Source organism: Rahnella sikkimica, assembly GCF_002951615.1.
Lineage (GTDB): Bacteria > Pseudomonadota > Gammaproteobacteria > Enterobacterales > Enterobacteriaceae > Rahnella > Rahnella sikkimica.
The window spans coordinates 2,469,636-2,486,133 of record NZ_CP019062.1 but is presented as its reverse complement, the minus strand read 5'-3'; the positions used below and the strand labels follow the sequence as shown (position 1 = coordinate 2,486,133).

Annotated in this window: 16 protein-coding genes; 8 read left to right on the top strand and 8 right to left on the bottom strand. The window is 52.3% G+C overall.

The window, feature by feature from the left end; all coding sequences use genetic code 11:
* Positions 1-22: 22 nt before the first annotated feature.
* The 4 genes from ppk1 to purM all read right to left on the bottom strand — a co-directional run bounded on the left by ppk1 (position 23) and on the right by purM (position 4,900).
* Positions 23-2,092: a polyphosphate kinase 1 gene (gene ppk1, locus BV494_RS11510; RefSeq protein WP_104922999.1), complete on the bottom strand. Its 2,070-nt coding sequence runs from the start codon at positions 2,090-2,092 to the stop codon at positions 23-25.
* A 304-nt stretch (positions 2,093-2,396) separates the two neighbouring features.
* On the bottom strand, positions 2,397-2,972 hold the full coding sequence (gene speG, locus BV494_RS11505) for a spermidine N1-acetyltransferase (protein WP_104922998.1): 576 nt from the start codon (positions 2,970-2,972) through the stop codon (positions 2,397-2,399).
* 224 nt (positions 2,973-3,196) lie between these two features.
* Positions 3,197-3,835, bottom strand: a complete 639-nt coding sequence (gene purN, locus BV494_RS11500) for a phosphoribosylglycinamide formyltransferase (RefSeq protein WP_104922997.1) — start codon at positions 3,833-3,835, stop codon at positions 3,197-3,199.
* A 27-nt stretch (positions 3,836-3,862) separates the two neighbouring features.
* On the bottom strand, positions 3,863-4,900 hold the full coding sequence (gene purM, locus BV494_RS11495; RefSeq protein ID WP_104922996.1) for a phosphoribosylformylglycinamidine cyclo-ligase: 1,038 nt from the start codon (positions 4,898-4,900) through the stop codon (positions 3,863-3,865).
* A gap of 232 nt (positions 4,901-5,132) precedes the next feature.
* On the opposite strand from purM, the gene upp reads away from it, so the two are divergent.
* The 3 genes from upp to hda all read left to right on the top strand — a co-directional run bounded on the left by upp (position 5,133) and on the right by hda (position 7,997).
* Positions 5,133-5,759: a uracil phosphoribosyltransferase gene (gene upp / locus BV494_RS11490; RefSeq protein ID WP_104922995.1), complete on the top strand. Its 627-nt coding sequence runs from the start codon at positions 5,133-5,135 to the stop codon at positions 5,757-5,759.
* A gap of 72 nt (positions 5,760-5,831) precedes the next feature.
* The gene (gene uraA / locus BV494_RS11485) at positions 5,832-7,124 is read left to right on the top strand and encodes a uracil permease (RefSeq protein ID WP_104922994.1); all 1,293 of its coding nucleotides are present in this window, start codon (positions 5,832-5,834) and stop codon (positions 7,122-7,124) included.
* A 165-nt stretch (positions 7,125-7,289) separates the two neighbouring features.
* A complete protein-coding gene (gene hda / locus BV494_RS11480) occupies positions 7,290-7,997 on the top strand; it encodes a DnaA inactivator Hda (protein WP_104924777.1) in 708 nt (235 codons plus the stop codon).
* 63 nt (positions 7,998-8,060) lie between these two features.
* Here hda and arsC read toward each other — a convergent pair whose 3' ends face one another.
* Together arsC and bepA are read right to left on the bottom strand one after the other, a co-directional pair.
* Positions 8,061-8,417, bottom strand: coding sequence for an arsenate reductase (glutaredoxin) (gene arsC / locus BV494_RS11475; protein ID WP_104922993.1), 357 nt, complete (start codon positions 8,415-8,417; stop codon positions 8,061-8,063).
* 26 nt (positions 8,418-8,443) lie between these two features.
* The gene (gene bepA, locus BV494_RS11470; RefSeq protein ID WP_192938157.1) at positions 8,444-9,979 is read right to left on the bottom strand and encodes a beta-barrel assembly-enhancing protease; all 1,536 of its coding nucleotides are present in this window, start codon (positions 9,977-9,979) and stop codon (positions 8,444-8,446) included.
* Between the two features lie 261 nt (positions 9,980-10,240).
* On the opposite strand from bepA, the gene BV494_RS11465 reads away from it, so the two are divergent.
* Positions 10,241-11,305 carry an AI-2E family transporter gene (locus tag BV494_RS11465; RefSeq protein ID WP_104922991.1) on the top strand — a complete coding sequence of 355 codons (1,065 nt, stop codon included), beginning with the start codon at positions 10,241-10,243 and terminating at the stop codon, positions 11,303-11,305.
* A gap of 110 nt (positions 11,306-11,415) precedes the next feature.
* On the opposite strand, the gene bcp is transcribed toward BV494_RS11465, so the two are convergent.
* Positions 11,416-11,883: a thioredoxin-dependent thiol peroxidase gene (bcp, locus tag BV494_RS11460; RefSeq protein ID WP_104922990.1), complete on the bottom strand. Its 468-nt coding sequence runs from the start codon at positions 11,881-11,883 to the stop codon at positions 11,416-11,418.
* 25 nt (positions 11,884-11,908) lie between these two features.
* On the bottom strand, positions 11,909-12,475 hold the full coding sequence (locus BV494_RS11455; RefSeq protein WP_104922989.1) for a glycine cleavage system transcriptional repressor: 567 nt from the start codon (positions 12,473-12,475) through the stop codon (positions 11,909-11,911).
* Positions 12,476-12,620: 145 nt separating this feature from the next.
* Between BV494_RS11455 and dapA the strand changes: the two genes are divergently transcribed.
* The 4 genes from dapA (at position 12,621) to ypfJ (ending at position 16,473) form a co-directional block, all read left to right on the top strand.
* Positions 12,621-13,502, top strand: a complete 882-nt coding sequence (gene dapA, locus BV494_RS11450; protein WP_104922988.1) for a 4-hydroxy-tetrahydrodipicolinate synthase — start codon at positions 12,621-12,623, stop codon at positions 13,500-13,502.
* A gap of 16 nt (positions 13,503-13,518) precedes the next feature.
* Entirely contained in the window at positions 13,519-14,598 is a 1,080-nt protein-coding gene (gene bamC, locus BV494_RS11445) for an outer membrane protein assembly factor BamC (protein WP_104922987.1), read from the top strand.
* A 56-nt stretch (positions 14,599-14,654) separates the two neighbouring features.
* Positions 14,655-15,368, top strand: a complete 714-nt coding sequence (gene purC / locus BV494_RS11440) for a phosphoribosylaminoimidazolesuccinocarboxamide synthase (protein ID WP_013576551.1) — start codon at positions 14,655-14,657, stop codon at positions 15,366-15,368.
* Between the two features lie 226 nt (positions 15,369-15,594).
* Positions 15,595-16,473 (top strand): KPN_02809 family neutral zinc metallopeptidase, encoded by an 879-nt coding sequence (gene ypfJ / locus BV494_RS11435; protein ID WP_104922986.1) that lies wholly within the window; start codon positions 15,595-15,597, stop codon positions 16,471-16,473.
* Positions 16,474-16,498 lie beyond the last annotated feature (25 nt).

Here is a 16,498-nt window from a genome sequence, read left to right as displayed (position 1 = left end):
AGTTATGTAACGCTCCAGGGGTTCAGGCTTGCTGACTTTGTTGTTCCAGATCTTTGAGATATTCGTAAATCGCCAGCTGTGCACGTACTTTGCGGCGATTTCCGCGTGGAACATACCGGTTGCTCAGTTCTTTATCAATCACTCTGGCTTTTACCGTGTCGCTGAACAGTAATTCGAGAATGTCCAGAACGCGCTGTTTAAGGCGCGGATCGAGCAGGGCGACTGCCACTTCAATGCGGTAATCGATATTTCGGGTCATCCAGTCGGCGGAAGACAGGTAGACTTTGGTATCGCCACCATTTTCAAAGACATAAACGCGGTCGTGTTCGAGGTAGCGGTCAATGATACTGGTGACCTGAATATTTTCGCTGAAGCCGGGTAAATTGGGCACCAGTGAGCACATGCCGCGGATCAGCAGGCGGATTTTAACGCCCACATTTGACGCGACGTACAGGCGATCGATCAGCCCTTTGTCCACCAGATTGTTGATCTTCAACGTAATGCCACCGGTTCCGCCGGCCTGCACGTTGGCGATCTCTTTGTCGATCAACCGGTAAAGCATGTCGCGTGAGTTTTGCGGTGACACCATCAGATGTTCGAAAGACACCGGCCGGTAAGGGTTTTCAATAAAGTTGAAGACGCGGCGAACTTCGTTGGTGATACGCGCATCGGCGGTCAGCAGCGAATAGTCGGTATAAAGCCGCGCGGTTTTCTCGTTAAAGTTACCGGTCCCAATATGAGCATAGCGGACAATTTCATCGCCTTCGCGGCGTGAGATAAGAAAGAGTTTTGCGTGAATTTTCAAACCCGGCGCAGAGAAAATAACGTGAACACCGGCTTCCGTCAGACGTTTCGCCCAGTGAATGTTGGCTTCTTCATCAAAGCGCGCCTGCAACTCAACCACGACGGTCACTTTCTTGCCGTTATGCGCGGCGTGGATCATCGATTCAATAATGCGTGAATCTTTTGCCACGCGGTAGATATTGATTTTTATCGATAAAACGTTCGGATCAAACGATGCCTGACGCAGCAGTTCCAGAACGTGCTCAAACGTGTGGTACGGGTAATACAGCAACACGTCCTGTTCACGGATGGCAGCAAAGCCATTGCGGAAATTGTCGAACCACAAATGACGCAGGCGTGGCAGCGGGCGGTTGACCAGATTGGCTTTGCCAACGTTCGGGAAGCCAATGAAATCTTTGAAATTATGATAACGGCCACCGGCGATCACCGAATCGTAGTTGGAAATACCGAGCTTGCCGCGCAGTAACTCCACCATTTCATCCGGCATGTCGCGCTGATACACAAACCGCACCGGTTCGGCGGTCAGACGCTGTTTCAGGCTCGATGACATCAGTTCCAGCAGGCTGGATTCCATTTCCGTGACCAGATCGTATTCGGCGTCGCGGGTCATTTTCATCGAATAGGCATTCAGCGTATCGTAATCGAAGAAGCCTTTGAAAATATCGTCCAGGCAATAACGCAGAATGTTATCCAGCAGGATCATCGGTTTGCGGCGTCGTGGCGCTTCCGGCGGCAGGTTAACGAAGCGCGGGACCTTATCGGACGGGATTTCCAGCAGGGCGTAGTGAATCTCTTCGCCGCGGATAATTTCCACCGCCAGATAGGTGTAATCGTCTTTGAGGAACTGAACCAGATTGGTGTCGTGATTGATCAGAATCGGCGTAATGTGCTGGCGTAACTGATGTTTGAAATACTGGCGTAACCAGGCTTGCTGGTTTTCCGACACCTGACGCTCGTTAATCAGGAAAATTTGATTACGTGCCATTTCCAGCAGTAAGTCGTTGTAGAGACTGTCAAACTCCTGATCAATGCGCAGTACTTTTGCCTGAATTTTTTTCAGCAAATGACGGGAAGCGCCCAGAAAACCTTGTTCCTCGCTAATGAGGATCCGCCGTTTTAAATCGGCAAACCGGACTTTATAAAACTCATCCAGGTTATTGGAATAAATCCCTAAAAAACGCATCCTTTCGATCAGGGGATTACTTTTGTCTGCCGCTTCCTGCAAGACGCGTTCATTGAAGGACAGCCAGCTTAGTTCTTTCTCGATATAAAGCTTTTCCTGACCCATTTTCACTCCGTTCATTTGGCTTACAACCTGGCCCATACAGGCAAATTTGCCTGAAAACACCGCAATTTAGCTCAACGTGATCTTCATGTTACCCGCTGGTTTTAAGGGCGGGCGCAACAGGAAGCCTTTTGTGAGAGGGCCTAGTGTCTACTACCAATATTGCGAAAGATTGACAGGAAAGTCCAACACTACAGGGGATGAATTCAGGAGAGTTCTTTTGGGGGGGGAAATTGCAGGTAAAAAGCGGGAAAAGTCTTACCGGTGAAGGCATTGTCGCCCTCACCGGTAAGGGTTTTATGCGAAATTAAACGGCACTGGCACCAATCAACGTTTCAGGTTTAACCTGAACTGGCTTGGTTTTGTATTTCGCCAGGAACTGCGGCTGGAAAATACACATGCGGATGGCGCTGCGATATTCGCCGTTCACAAAGAATTCCTGCTTCAGTTCGCCTTCAAGTTCGAACCCGAGCTTGCTGTAAATATGAATCGCCTTTTTATTTTCTTTGTCGACGATTAAATACAGCTTATAGAGGTTCAAAACGGAGAAGGCATAATCCATCGCCAGGCGGACGGCATCACCGGCAAAGCCTTTGCCCTGATGCTGCGGGTCGATGATTATCTGAAATTCTGCGCGGCGGTGAATATGATTAATTTCGACCAGCTCGACTAATCCGACCGGTCCGCCCTGGAATTCAATAATAAAGCGACGCTCGCTTTGGTCATGAATATGTTTGTTATAGAGATCTGTCAGTTCGACGAACGCCTCGTAAGGCTCTTCAAACCAGTAACGCATGATGCTGGCGTTATTATCAAGACGGTGAACAAACGACAGGTCATCCTTTTCCAGTGGACGTAATCTGACGCTGTTATTGCTAAACATGGGGTGTTCCTCAAAAAATCAAAAAGCCGTTTTACCTGAGGTAACCTTCGTGAATATGAGATCTGAAACAACCGTGTATCAGATGAAGGTCGGCGCACAAACGACGTTTAAACGTGCGCCGGGAGAGGCATTATATCGGCTGAAATGTAAACAAGTGTCAAATAACAGGAAATAAAAAACCGGCACGGGGCCGGTTTATAGTGAAATCATCGTGATTAAGCAGATTAATCCGCCGCGTAACCCTGTGCAGGCAGTGGATTGTTATCCAGTAACGCCTGGCCGTTTTGCAGTGACAGACGCCCTTCAACAAACCAGCTGACCACCAGCGGATAAATGCTGTGTTCCTGCGTTTGCACGCGCGCCACCAGATCTTCTTCTGTGTCTTCGGTAAACACCGGGACTTTCGCCTGCAATATGACCGGGCCTCCATCGAGCTGCTCAGTGACAAAATGCACAGACGTGCCGTGCTCGGTATCCTGATTTTCAATCGCCTGACGGTGAGTATGAAGACCCGGATATTTCGGCAACAGGGAAGGGTGAATGTTGATCATTTGTCCGGCAAAGCGCTGAACAAATTCGGCGGTGAGGATACGCATGTAACCCGCAAGCACCACCAGATCAGGCCGGAACGTGTCGATGGCATCGGCCAGTGCGACGTCAAATGCCGCGCGATCTTCGTAGGCTTTCACATCCAGCGCATGCGCCGGAATGTTAGCGGAACGGGCTCTTTCAAGCCCGTAAGCGGCGGATTTGTTACTGAAAACAGCGCAGATTTCAGCGTTGATTCTTCCGTGCTGGCAGGCATCGATCAGGGCCTGTAAATTGCTTCCCTCGCCCGATACCAGAACCACAATCCTTTTCATTTCTATACCTGTCTTCAGTGAGTTGAATTACTGGATGACAACACGTTCAGCGGAGTCAGAGGCTTTAATGTAGCCAATTTTCCACGCTTTTTCGCCATTATCGTTCAGTAAAGCAATCGCCTGTTCAGCCAGCTCAGCCGGAAGTGCAACCAGCATGCCGACGCCACAGTTGAAGGTACGGTACATTTCGTGACGGCTGACGTTACCGGCGGTTTGCAGCCAGGTAAAGACATCCGGCCACTGCCAGCTTGATTCATCAATGATGACCTGAGTATTTTCCGGCAGAACGCGCGGAATATTTTCCCAGAAGCCGCCGCCGGTCAGGTGGACGATACCGTGCACCTCGACGTTTTCGATCAGATTGAGGATCGATTTCACGTAAATTTTGGTCGGTGCCAGCAAATGGTCTGCCAGAGATTTACCCGCCAGATCGGTGGTTTCCGGATTGGTTTTGCTGACTTCCAGAATTTTGCGTACCAGCGAGTAGCCGTTGGAATGCGGGCCACTGGCGGCCAGGCCGATCAGCACGTCGCCGTCTGCGACTTTGCTGCCATCGATAATTTCTGATTTTTCCACCACGCCGACGCAGAAGCCTGCGACGTCGTAATCTTCGCCGTGATACATCCCCGGCATTTCAGCGGTTTCGCCGCCGACTAACGCACAGCCAGACTGCTTACAGCCTTCTGCAATACCGGTTATCACGCTGGCGGCGGTGTCGACGTCCAGTTTGCCGGTGGCGTAGTAGTCGAGGAAGAACAGCGGTTCAGCGCCCTGAACGATCAAGTCGTTGACGCACATCGCGACCAGATCGATACCGATGGTATCGTGGCGTTTTAAATCCATGGCCAGACGCAGCTTGGTGCCAACGCCGTCGGTACCCGAAACCAGCACGGGTTCACGATATTTTTGCGGCAGCGCGCAGAGAGCACCAAAACCGCCCAATCCACCCATAACTTCCGGGCGACGGGTCTGTTTTACTACACCTTTAATGCGATCTACCAATGCGTTACCGGCATCGATATCTACGCCTGCGTCTTTATAGCTGAGAGAGGTTTTGTCGGTCACTGCGAAGTCCCCACGGCGGTTTGGGTTGGTGGTTGAAGAATAATGCGCGGCAATTCTAACAGCGCAGGCAAACGTTTGCGAGCGCCTTATTCGGATGATGTTTTTAGGCTGACTATACTCTAACCGGGTTCCTGATGATCCAGATCAGGCTAATTCGTATGGCGTTCAAAAAAAATGGCGTTATAATCTCGCGATTTTTTTTTGCAGTCCAACCACCTTAGGAGAATAAATAATGAAGATCGTTGAGGTGAAACACCCGCTGGTGAAACACAAGCTGGGCCTGATGCGTGAAAACGACATCAGCACAAAACGTTTTCGCGAACTGGCTTCTGAGGTGGGTAGTCTTCTGACGTATGAAGCCACTGCCGATTTAGAAACTGAAAAAGTGACTATCGAAGGCTGGTGTGGTCCGGTTGAAATCGATCAGATCAAGGGCAAGAAAATTACCGTTGTGCCAATCCTGCGTGCCGGTTTGGGCATGATGGAAGGTGTACTGGAACACGTCCCGAGCGCGCGTATCAGCGTAGTGGGCGTGTACCGCGATGAAGAAACCCTGAAGCCTGTGCCGTACTTCCAGAAGCTGGTTTCTAACATCGAAGAACGTCTGGCGCTGGTGGTTGACCCGATGCTGGCAACCGGCGGTTCCATGATCGCCACCATCGACCTGCTGAAAAAAGCGGGCTGCCAGAGCATTAAAGTTCTGGTGCTGGTGGCGGCACCGGAAGGGATCGCCGCTCTCGAAGCTGCGCACCCGGACGTCGAGCTGTATACCGCCTCGGTGGATCAGGGGCTCAACGAGAAAGGCTACATCATGCCGGGGCTCGGCGATGCGGGCGACAAGATATTTGGTACCAAGTAAGCAATAGCCGACTGAGAAGTCGGCTTTTTTTTGATTTTTTTTTACTCGTCATCATTCACAGAGGATCAATTTATGACCCGTCGTGTCATCGGGGTAAGCGAGCGTCCGCCTTTACTGCAGACAATCCCCCTGAGTTTCCAGCATCTGTTTGCCATGTTTGGTGCCACCGTTCTGGTTCCCATTCTGTTCAAAATTAATCCGGCAACGGTGCTGCTGTTCAATGGCATAGGGACTTTGCTGTATTTATTTGTCTGTAAAGGGAAAATACCGGCGTATCTGGGTTCAAGCTTCGCGTTCATTTCACCGGTGCTGTTGCTGCTGCCGATGGGGTATGAAGTAGCGCTGGGCGGATTTATTGCCTGTGGCGTGTTGTTCTGTCTGGTGGCGCTGATTGTTAAGAAAGCCGGGATTGGCTGGATTAACGTGATGTTCCCGCCTGCGGCGATGGGCGCAATCGTTGCCGTCATCGGGCTGGAGCTGGCCGGTGTAGCCGCCAATATGGCCGGTTTGCTGCCGGCTGACGGCGTGCCGGTGGATTCCAAGACCATCATCATCTCTCTGGTCACGCTGTCGGTGACCATTCTGGGCTCCGTGCTGTTCCGTGGATTCCTGGCGATTATCCCGATTCTGATTGGCGTGCTGGTGGGTTATGCGCTGTCCTTCTTTATGGGCGTTGTGGATGTTTCTGCGATTGCGAGCGCGCACTGGTTTGCTCTGCCAACCTTCTACACGCCGCGTTTCGAATGGATCGCTATTCTGACCATTCTGCCTGCGGCACTGGTGGTTATTGCTGAACACGTCGGGCATCTGGTCGTGACGGCGAACATTGTGAAGAAAGATTTGCTGCGTGATCCGGGTCTGCACCGTTCCATGCTGGCAAACGGCCTTTCTACCGTGCTGTCGGGTTTCTTCGGCTCGACGCCAAACACCACCTACGGCGAAAACATTGGCGTGATGGCGATTACCAAGGTTTACAGCACCTGGGTTATTGGCGGCGCGGCGATTCTGGCGATCCTGCTTTCCTGTATCGGGAAACTGGCAGCGGCAATTCAGGCCGTTCCGGTTCCGGTGATGGGCGGCGTTTCCCTGCTGTTGTACGGCGTAATTGGCGCATCCGGTATCCGCGTGCTGATTGAATCGAAAGTGGATTACAACAAAGCGCAGAACCTGATTTTGACGGCGGTGATCCTGATCATCGGCGTCAGCGGCGCGAAGATCCACATCGGTGCGGCGGAGCTGAAAGGCATGGCGCTGGCCACGATCGTCGGTATCTTCCTGAGCCTGTTGTTCAAAGTGATCGAAATTTTCCGCGGCGAAGAACAGATCATTGATGTCGAAGACGAGCGGGAAAATCCGCCAGTCTGACGGTGATCTTTCCTGGCCGGTTTGCCTGCGGGTAACCGGCCAGGTGCTCGGATCGCAAGCGGTTGCACCGGGCACAGTTCATTTCAACACGGATCCTTGCTAGAATTCGGCAGTTCCTTTTATTGACGTGACAACATCTGCGGTCTTCATGCCGCTTTGTTTGAGGTGCTTCTGAATACGCCGGCACAGCTTTCCCTGCCACTTTATCTGCCCGATGATGAAACGTTTGCCAGTTTTCATCCGGGAGAAAACTCTTCTCTGCTTTCTGCGATTCAGACCGCATTGCATCAGGAACACGGCACGTATATCTATTTCTGGTCCCGCGAAGGCGGTGGCCGCAGCCATCTTTTACACGCAGCCTGCGCCGAATTATCACAACGCGGTGAAGCCGTGGGTTATGTGCCTTTAGACAAGCGCGCGTATTTCGTCCCTGAAGTGCTGGACGGCATGGAGCATCTGGCGCTGGTTTGCATTGATAATATCGAAGGGATTGCCGGGGATGATGAATGGGAAGCCGCCGTTTTTCATCTGTATAACCGAATTCTTGAAACCGGCCGCACGCGATTGTTTATTACCGGCGATCGTCCTCCGCGTCAGCTGAATCTCAGCCTGCCGGATCTCGCTTCCCGTCTCGACTGGGGGCAAATCTATAAACTCCAGCCGCTTTCTGACGAAGAAAAACTTCAGGCATTACAGCTGCGCGCCAAACTGCGCGGGTTTGAATTGCCGGAAGACGTGGGTCGTTTCCTGTTAAAACGTTTGGATCGCGAAATGCGGACGTTGTTTATGACATTGGATCAGCTCGATCGCGCATCCATTACAGCGCAGCGGAAACTCACGATACCGTTTGTGAAAGAAATTCTGGGGCTGTAAATCAGGGCTGAAAATCGGAGAAGATCCGGGTTCGTATGACGAACCCGAATTTGATGCGGGGAATTACAAAATCTCTTTCACCTGTTCCGGCGGCCGGCCTAAACGCGCTTTGCCGTTGGCAATCACAATCGGACGTTCAATCAGTTTCGGGTTTTCCACCATCGCCTGCAAAAGCTGATCTTCCCTCAGACTTTTATCGGCCAGATTCAGCGTCTTATAAATCTCTTCGCCTTTGCGGATCAGCTCGCGAGCAGAACTGAATCCCAGCTTTTTCAGCAAACCTTGCAACGTTTCGGCAGATGGAGGCGTGTCCAGATACAAGATCACTTCCGGCGTAATACCTTCATCTTCCAGCAGTTTCAACGTTTCGCGACTCTTCGAGCAGCGCGGATTGTGGTAAATCGTAACTTCACCTGACATTATTTTCTCCCTGACAGATTCTGACATCAGCCTTTCTGATACTGGCGGAAACGCCCCTGCAACTGGCGGAGCTGATCAATACGTGCATCGTAACGGGCCTGCTCGAGGCTGCCTAATTTCTGCAGCGCGCTGGCATTACTCAGCATTTCAATCGCCTGATCCAGACGCCCGACCAGCGCCATACTTTCAGCGCGGGCGGCCAGTTCCTGCGCACGTAAGCCTTGCGCGGCGGCGGCCTGAGACAATAAATCCCAGCCGTTCGGATCGCCCGGATAATTGAACGTATAACGGTTCAGGATTTTCATGGCATTCGCCGGTTTTGCGCCTTCCAGATAGGCATTCGCCAGGTTCAGCTGCAAAACAGGGTTTGAACTGGTCGCGGCACCAGCCTGCTCCAGACGGGCGATCGCCTGCGGAGCGCGTTTACTGTCGATGTCATTATCGGTGGATAAATCGAGCAACCATTCGTTGCCCGGATAGGTTGCCAGCAGCGGCTCAAGAATGGCGCGCGCCTGATCGAATTTTTTCGCTTTATAGAACTGCAATGCGTGACCGTATTTCGACGCCAGCTGTTCGCGGATGTTGCCGTTGCTCAGTTTGTTCAGATAGTCATCGGAGAGCGGATAGCTTTCTGAGCCGTACATCCCGAGGATACGCACTTTCGCCATCACGTAGTCCTGCGACGACTGGACAAACAGGTGCGGCATCTGGTTGGCGCGGTTGCGGATGTCGGCCAGACGGCTATCCGGCAACGGGTGCGTCAGCAGCATTTCCGGCGGTCGGGTCGAATAACTGGCCTGATCGGCGAGTTTTTGCAGGAAAGCGGGCATTGCCTGCGGGTCAAAACCAGAACGCTGTAATACCTGAATTCCGATACGGTCAGCTTCCTGTTCGTTGGCCTGCGTGAAGCTGATCATCCCCTGCGCGGTTCCGGCCAGTGTGCCGGTCAGCGCCGCCATACCCATTTGCGGGCTGGCCATTGCCAGAAGAATCGATCCGAGCGCGCCAACCCACGTCAGCGGCGCGTTACGCTGCTGATCTTCCATCGCACGCGCCAGATGGCGTTGCGTCACGTGAGAAATTTCGTGCGCCATAACCGATGCCAGCTGGCTTTCGTTATCGGTATAACGGAACAGCGAGGAGTGAAGCACCACGTTGCCGCCGAAGAAGGCAAAGGCGTTCAGCTCATCGTTATTGACGATAAAGAAATGGAAAGGCGTGCGGACGGAATACGCGTGGGCCACCAGACGTTGCCCCAGCGCATTAATATATTGATTCAGCAACGGATCATTAATCAGCGGGGTGCTGGCGCGCATCTGACGGACGTAAAAATCGCCCATCTGCAATTCCTGATTAATACTGAGCGTCCCGCCCGCAGTGGTGCCGATGTCGGGAAGCTGGTCGCTCGTCGCCGGGGCTGAAGGCGAACGGGTATTTTGGGATGAAGAACCAACGGGCGTCGACCAGAATGAACTGTCGTCGGCTCCTGCGGGGAGGACTGTGCCAGTGAACAGGCTGCCCAGGCACAAAGCGATCACCGTTTTTTTCAACCGCATAACCATAAACATTTGCTTCCCAATAAGTTAACCGCGATGCCGATAAGCATTAAGAGCCTTTCGTCCATGAACTGTTGGTCACATTGCTATTTTGTGACGCTTTTCTTTGCGCTGCTCTCTATAGTAGCTATCCTCGTGAGAGTTTAAAACACTCCGCAGCGACAGTTGTGTGACAACGAGATTTAAAGATAGTTACTTGTGTCTGAGCGCGCAGGGAACGAACAGCGCAAACCCGCCAGACCCGGAATTCACAGGAGTGTTCCCACGATGTTGGACATGTTATTGCAATGGTATCGCCGCCGCTTTACTGACCCGCAGGCTATCGCGCTGCTGGCTATTCTGGTGGCGGGTTTCTGTATTCTTTATTTCCTCAACGGCATTCTGGCTCCGCTTTTAGTGGCGATTGTGCTGGCATATCTCCTGGAATGGCCGACGGTGCGGCTGCAACACGTCGGGCTTTCGCGCACGCTGGCCGTCAGCGTGGTGCTGATAATTTTCGCCGGTATTTTACTGCTCGGCATGTTTGTGGTTGCGCCAGTGACCTGGCAGCAGGGCGTTAATCTGCTGGCCGATTTACCGAGTATGCTTAACCGTTTCTATGATTTTGCCGCCACGTTGCCCAAACGTTATCCGGCTTTGGTGGATGCGGGCATCATCGATATGATGGCCGAAAATCTGCGCAGCAAGCTCTCAGGACTGGGTGAATCCGTCGTGAAATATTCACTGGCGTCGCTGGTCGGGTTACTGACGCTGGCGATTTACCTGATTCTGGTGCCAATGATGGTGTTCTTCTTGCTCAAGGACAAAGAGCAGATGCTCAACGCCGTTCGCCGCATTTTGCCGCGTGATCGTGGTCTGGCGGGGCAGGTCTGGGCTGAGATGAACCAGCAAATCACCAATTATATTCGCGGAAAAGTGCTGGAAATGATCATCGTCGGTGTCGCGACCTATCTGGTGTTCTGGATAATGGATCTGCGTTATTCGCTGCTGCTGGCGGTGCTGGTCGGGATATCGGTGCTGATCCCCTACATCGGCGCGATGCTGGTGACGATTCCGGTGGTGATTGTGGCGATGTTCCAGTGGGGGCTTGGCGCGGATTTCTGGACGCTGATTGTGGCGTATCTGGTGGTTCAGGGATTAGACGGCAACGTTATCGTGCCACTGCTGTTCTCGGAAGCCGTGAACCTGCATCCGCTGGTGATTATTCTGTCGGTCGTGGTATTTGGCGGGCTTTGGGGATTCTGGGGCGTCTTCTTCGCCATACCGCTGGCAACGCTGGTCAAAGCCGTGGTTCACGTCTGGCCCGATGAATCCTTAAACGAAACCGTCTAAAGGGCGGTGCATTTCGGTCATCAGCAACAATAAAAAAAGCGCGTCTGCGCTTTTTTACTGTCTACCGCCGGAGCCAACACATTTTTATGGCGCGAAGGTGATCTTATGGCTCATTTGCCGTTCAGGTAAGCCATTACTATGTCATGGTGGTTAGTGGTTTTGAAATCGTTGAACACTTTCTCAACCTTGCCATTGCCGTCGAGCAGGAAGCTGATGCGATGGATGCCGTCGTAGGTTTTCCCCATAAAGGATTTTTCACCCCAGACGCCAAACTGTTCGCAAACCTGGTGATCTTCATCGGACAGCAAAGTGAAGTTCAGCAGCTCTTTTTCCGCGAAGCGTGACAGTTTTTCTGGCTTATCGGTGCTGATCCCCAGCACTTCAACGCCTGCGCTTTTCAACTGATCCATGTTGTCGCGAAGACCACAGGCTTGCACGGTGCAACCTGGTGTCATGGCTTTCGGGTAGAAATAGACCAGGACTTTCTGTCCCTGGAAGTCGGCCAGATTAATTTGTTCACCATCTTGATCGGGTAAACTAAATTGCGGCGCAGGATCACCGGCTTTCAGTGGGCTCATTGTCTTTCTCCGTATCTCTTAGCGATTACTGCTGTTTATTTTCATTCTCAGAATAACTAACGACGTTAATACTGCCTTGCGCATTCAGTTCTGTACATAGCTGATGAAACGCTTGCTCAATAATTACCGGATCGGTATTGGCGGGACTGTGCGCGGTCATCTGGATTGACAACTGCGCAGGTGTGGTCGCACCCGCCGGACGTGTTTTTGAGGCAAGTTCGGCGATATTCATCTGATGGGTATCGAATAAATCCGTAAAACGCTCAATCAGATGAGGAGAGTCTTTGACCTCAACTTTCACCCAAACCGTAGCAGGCATCGGCGGGCGTTCATGTGCGCTGGTACGCTTCATCACGATCAATAATTCCAGCTCCGCGCCTTTTTGCGGCAAGGTGGATTCAATCAGCGTGATGGCATTCCAGCTGCCGGAAAGCAGCATGATAAACGTGAATTCGTCGCCGAGCATTGCCAGACGGCTGTCTTCGATATTACAGCCGCAACTGCTGACCTGACGGGTGATGGTGTTCACGATACCGGGGCGATCGGCACCTAATGCGGTGATAACCAGATAATGTTGTTGTGGCTGCGGCAAATTGGGTCTTCCTGTCGTGCCTGGGAGTATTCCCAAGGTAAACATAAAAAAAACCGCCGGACAAGCGCTTACCGCTCGTTGTTTGCTTGCTTTTGCAGTGGTGTCAAAAGTACCATGAGTGACCTGTTTGTGGAGGGGAAGGTCAATGTTTACGGGAAGTATTGTTGCACTGGTTACGCCGATGGACACCAAAGGTGCTGTCGATCGCGCGAGTCTGAAAAAACTGATTGATTATCATGTGTCCAGTGGTACTGCGGCGATCGTTTCCGTTGGCACGACCGGCGAGTCGGCAACGTTAAGCCATGAAGAGCACGGTGACGTGGTGCTTCAGACGCTGGAACTGGCCGATGGGCGCATTCCTGTTATCGCAGGCACGGGGGCAAATGCCACCGCTGAAGCGATTTCTCTTACACAACGCTTTGAAAAAAGTGGCGTTGTTGGCTGCCTGACAGTCACGCCGTATTACAACCGCCCGACGCAGGAAGGCTTGTATCAGCATTTCAAAGCCATTGCTGAAAACACCTCTCTGCCGCAAATTCTCTACAACGTGCCTTCACGTACCGGCTGCGATATGTTGCCGCCGACCATCGCGCGTTTAGCAAAATTGAAGAATATTGTTGCTGTTAAAGAGGCAACAGGGAACTTAAGTCGTGTTAGTCAGATCCAAGTGCTGGTTGATGATGAAGATTTCATTCTGCTAAGCGGCGATGACGCCAGCGGTCTGGACTTTATGCAACTCGGCGGCAAGGGCGTCATTTCTGTCACTGCCAACGTAGCTGCCCGTGAAATGGCTCAACTGTGTGAGCTGGCGGCCTCCGGTAACTTTGCCGAAGCGCGTCGCCTGAATCAGCGCCTGATGCCTTTGCATCAGCATTTGTTTGTAGAAGCAAACCCAATCCCGGTGAAATGGGCCTGTAAGGCACTGGGTTTGATGGCAACCGATACTCTGCGTCTGCCTATGACGCCGTTAACAGATGCTGCCCGTCCGGTCGTGGAAGAAGCATTAAAAAGCGCCGGTTTGCTGTAACTCTTAGGAAGATTTGATGGCCTCTTTATTTGACAAGAATAGTTTCCAGATGACCCATTTGCAGAAGTCTGCTGTAGCAAAAGTGGTCGGGGTTTCCCTGATTATGTTGCTGGCCGCATGTTCCAGCGATCAACGTTATAAGCGCCAGGTAAGCGGCGATGAGTCCTATCTGGACGCCGCTGCGCTGCACGAGCTGAAAGCACCGGCAGGAATGATTTTACCGGTTCAGAACGGTACGTATGACATCCAGGCTGGCGCGATGCAAGGCGCAGTCGGTAAGCAACTCGACATTCGTCCACCGTCCCAGCCACTGGCTCTACTGAACGGTTCTCAGACCCAGTTTGCAGGCGATTCCAGCACCGTGCTGCTGGAAAATACGCCGCAAAACCGTGATCTGTGGAACAGCGTCGTAAAAGCCGTTGAGCAAAATAATTACAAAATTGCTAACCGCGATGATGCTAACCAGACTCTGACCACTGATTTCGTTAACTGGAATCGTGCAGATGAAGACTTCCAGTATCAGGGCCGTTATCAGATCAGCGTGAAAAAACAGAGCTACCAGTTAGCGCTGACCGTGAAAACGCTTGAGCTGAAACAGCAGGATAAAGCGGTCACAACGACAGCTGAAATCCAGCGTTACAACAGCCAGATGATGAACGCCATCACGGCAAATCTGGATAAAGTGCAGCAGGATACTCAGGCACGCCTCGACAACCGTCGTGTGGGTGAGATTGATGTCCAGAGCGGCGCGGATGATACCGGCTTACCGGTGCTGATTGTTCGTTCATCGTACGGCGTAGTGTGGGATCGCCTGCCGAATGCCCTGGCGAAAGCCGGCATGAAAGTCACCGACAGCAGCCGTCCGCAGGGCACCTTGTCCGTGACCTACAAACCACTGAACGACGACGCGTGGCAGACGCTGGGTGCGAAAGATCCGGGCCTTACTTCCGGTGATTACAAGCTTCAGGTCGGCGACCTCGATAACCGCAGTAGCTTGCAGTTCCTTGATCCGAAAGGACATGCTCTCAGCCAGTCGCAGAATGACGCGATGGTGGCGGTCATGCAGGCCGCGTTTAGCCAGAGCAGCGCAAAATAATACCAAGGGGCTCCGGCCCCTTTTTACATCTGTTTTTTCCACTGGAGTAAGTAAAGATGCAAAAGTTAGCTGAGTTGTATCGCGGCAAGGCGAAAACCGTCTACACCACCGAAAACCCGGACCTTCTGGTACTGGAGTTCCGTAACGATACGTCAGCACTGGATGGTCAGCGTATTGAGCAGTTCGACCGTAAAGGCATGGTTAACAACAAATTTAACCATTTCATCATGGCTAAGCTGGAAGAAGCCGGTATTCCTACTCAAATGGAACGCCTGTTGTCTGACACCGAAGTGCTGGTGAAAAAACTGGATATGGTCCCGGTTGAATGCGTTATCCGTAACCGTGCTGCCGGGTCGCTGGTAAAACGTCTGGGCATTGAAGAGGGTCTGGAACTGAACCCGCCGTTGTTCGATCTGTTCCTGAAAAACGACGCGATGCACGACCCGATGATCAATGAGTCTTACTGCAAGACCTTTGGCTGGGTGAACGAGGAAAACCTCGCGCGCATGAAAGAGCTGAGCTACAAAGCGAACGACGTTCTGAGCAAACTGTTTGACGATGCCGGTCTGATCCTGGTCGATTTCAAACTGGAGTTCGGTCTGTTCAACGGTGAAGTTGTGCTGGGCGATGAATTCTCCCCGGACGGCAGCCGCCTGTGGGATAAAGAAACCCTGAACAAGATGGATAAAGACCGTTACCGCCAGAGCCTCGGTGGCCTGATCGAAGCGTACGAAGAAGTTGCGCATCGCATCGGTGTAAAACTGGACTAAGCGAACGCTATTTTTTTAGCCGGGCTGCGCAATCGTTTACGCGGTGCGGCCCGGTGTCTAACGGGTGATGAAAATCATCACCCGCTCTTTTCTTTACGTTTTATTTTCCCTTTTCCTCACTGTTTTATTTCATTTAAATATTCCTCGCCTAAAATTACGTCCCTTCGCAGATGGTATTAATCGTGTGCGCTGGCTAGTCTTTAAAAAAACAGTCTGGAGGTGGGGTATGCGTTGGCAAGGGCGTCGCGAAAGCGACAATGTAGAAGACAGACGCGGAGAAGGATCTAACGGCGGGCCGGGAATGGGCGGTGGCGGAATGCGCCTGCCTATCCGTGGCAAAAGTGGCATTGTGATTATTATTGTGGTGCTGGTGGCGGGTTATTACGGTATCGACCTGACGCCGCTGATTGACGGCGGCCAGTCCGGTGACGTGCAAAGACAGACACAATCGCAATCCATCAGCCCGAAAGATGACGAGCAGGCGAAATTCACGTCCGTGATCCTCGCGTCAACAGAAGACACCTGGAAAGCTATTTTTCAGAAAGAGGGGATGACCTACCGCGAGCCGAAACTGGTGATGTACCGTGGCTCAACCCGAACCGGTTGTGGCACAGGTCAGTCGGTCATGGGGCCGTTTTATTGCCCGGCGGACAGCACGGTGTACATCGATCTGTCCTTCTATCAGGATTTGCAAAATAAGCTCGGCGCGGGCGGCGATTTTGCGCAAGGCTATGTGGTCGCGCATGAAGTCGGTCACCATGTGCAGAACCTGCTGGGCACTGAGCGCAAAGTTCGTCAGATGCAGCAGGGCGCTTCGCAAAGCGTGGTGAATCAGCTTTCCGTAAAAATGGAACTTCAGGCCGACTGTTATGCCGGTGTCTGGGGCCACGCAATGCAGCAGCAAAACGTGCTTGAAGAGGGGGATTTGAAAGAAGCGCTGGATGCCGCGCAGGCGATCGGCGATGACCGTTTGCAACAGCAAAGTCAGGGGCGCGTTGTCCCCGACAGCTTTACGCACGGCACGTCCCAGCAGCGCTACACCTGGTTTAAACGCGGGTTCGACACCGGCAATCCTGACCAGTGCAATACCTTCGCCAGCCGCTGATCAAGTGAGAATAAGCTCTGGTCTG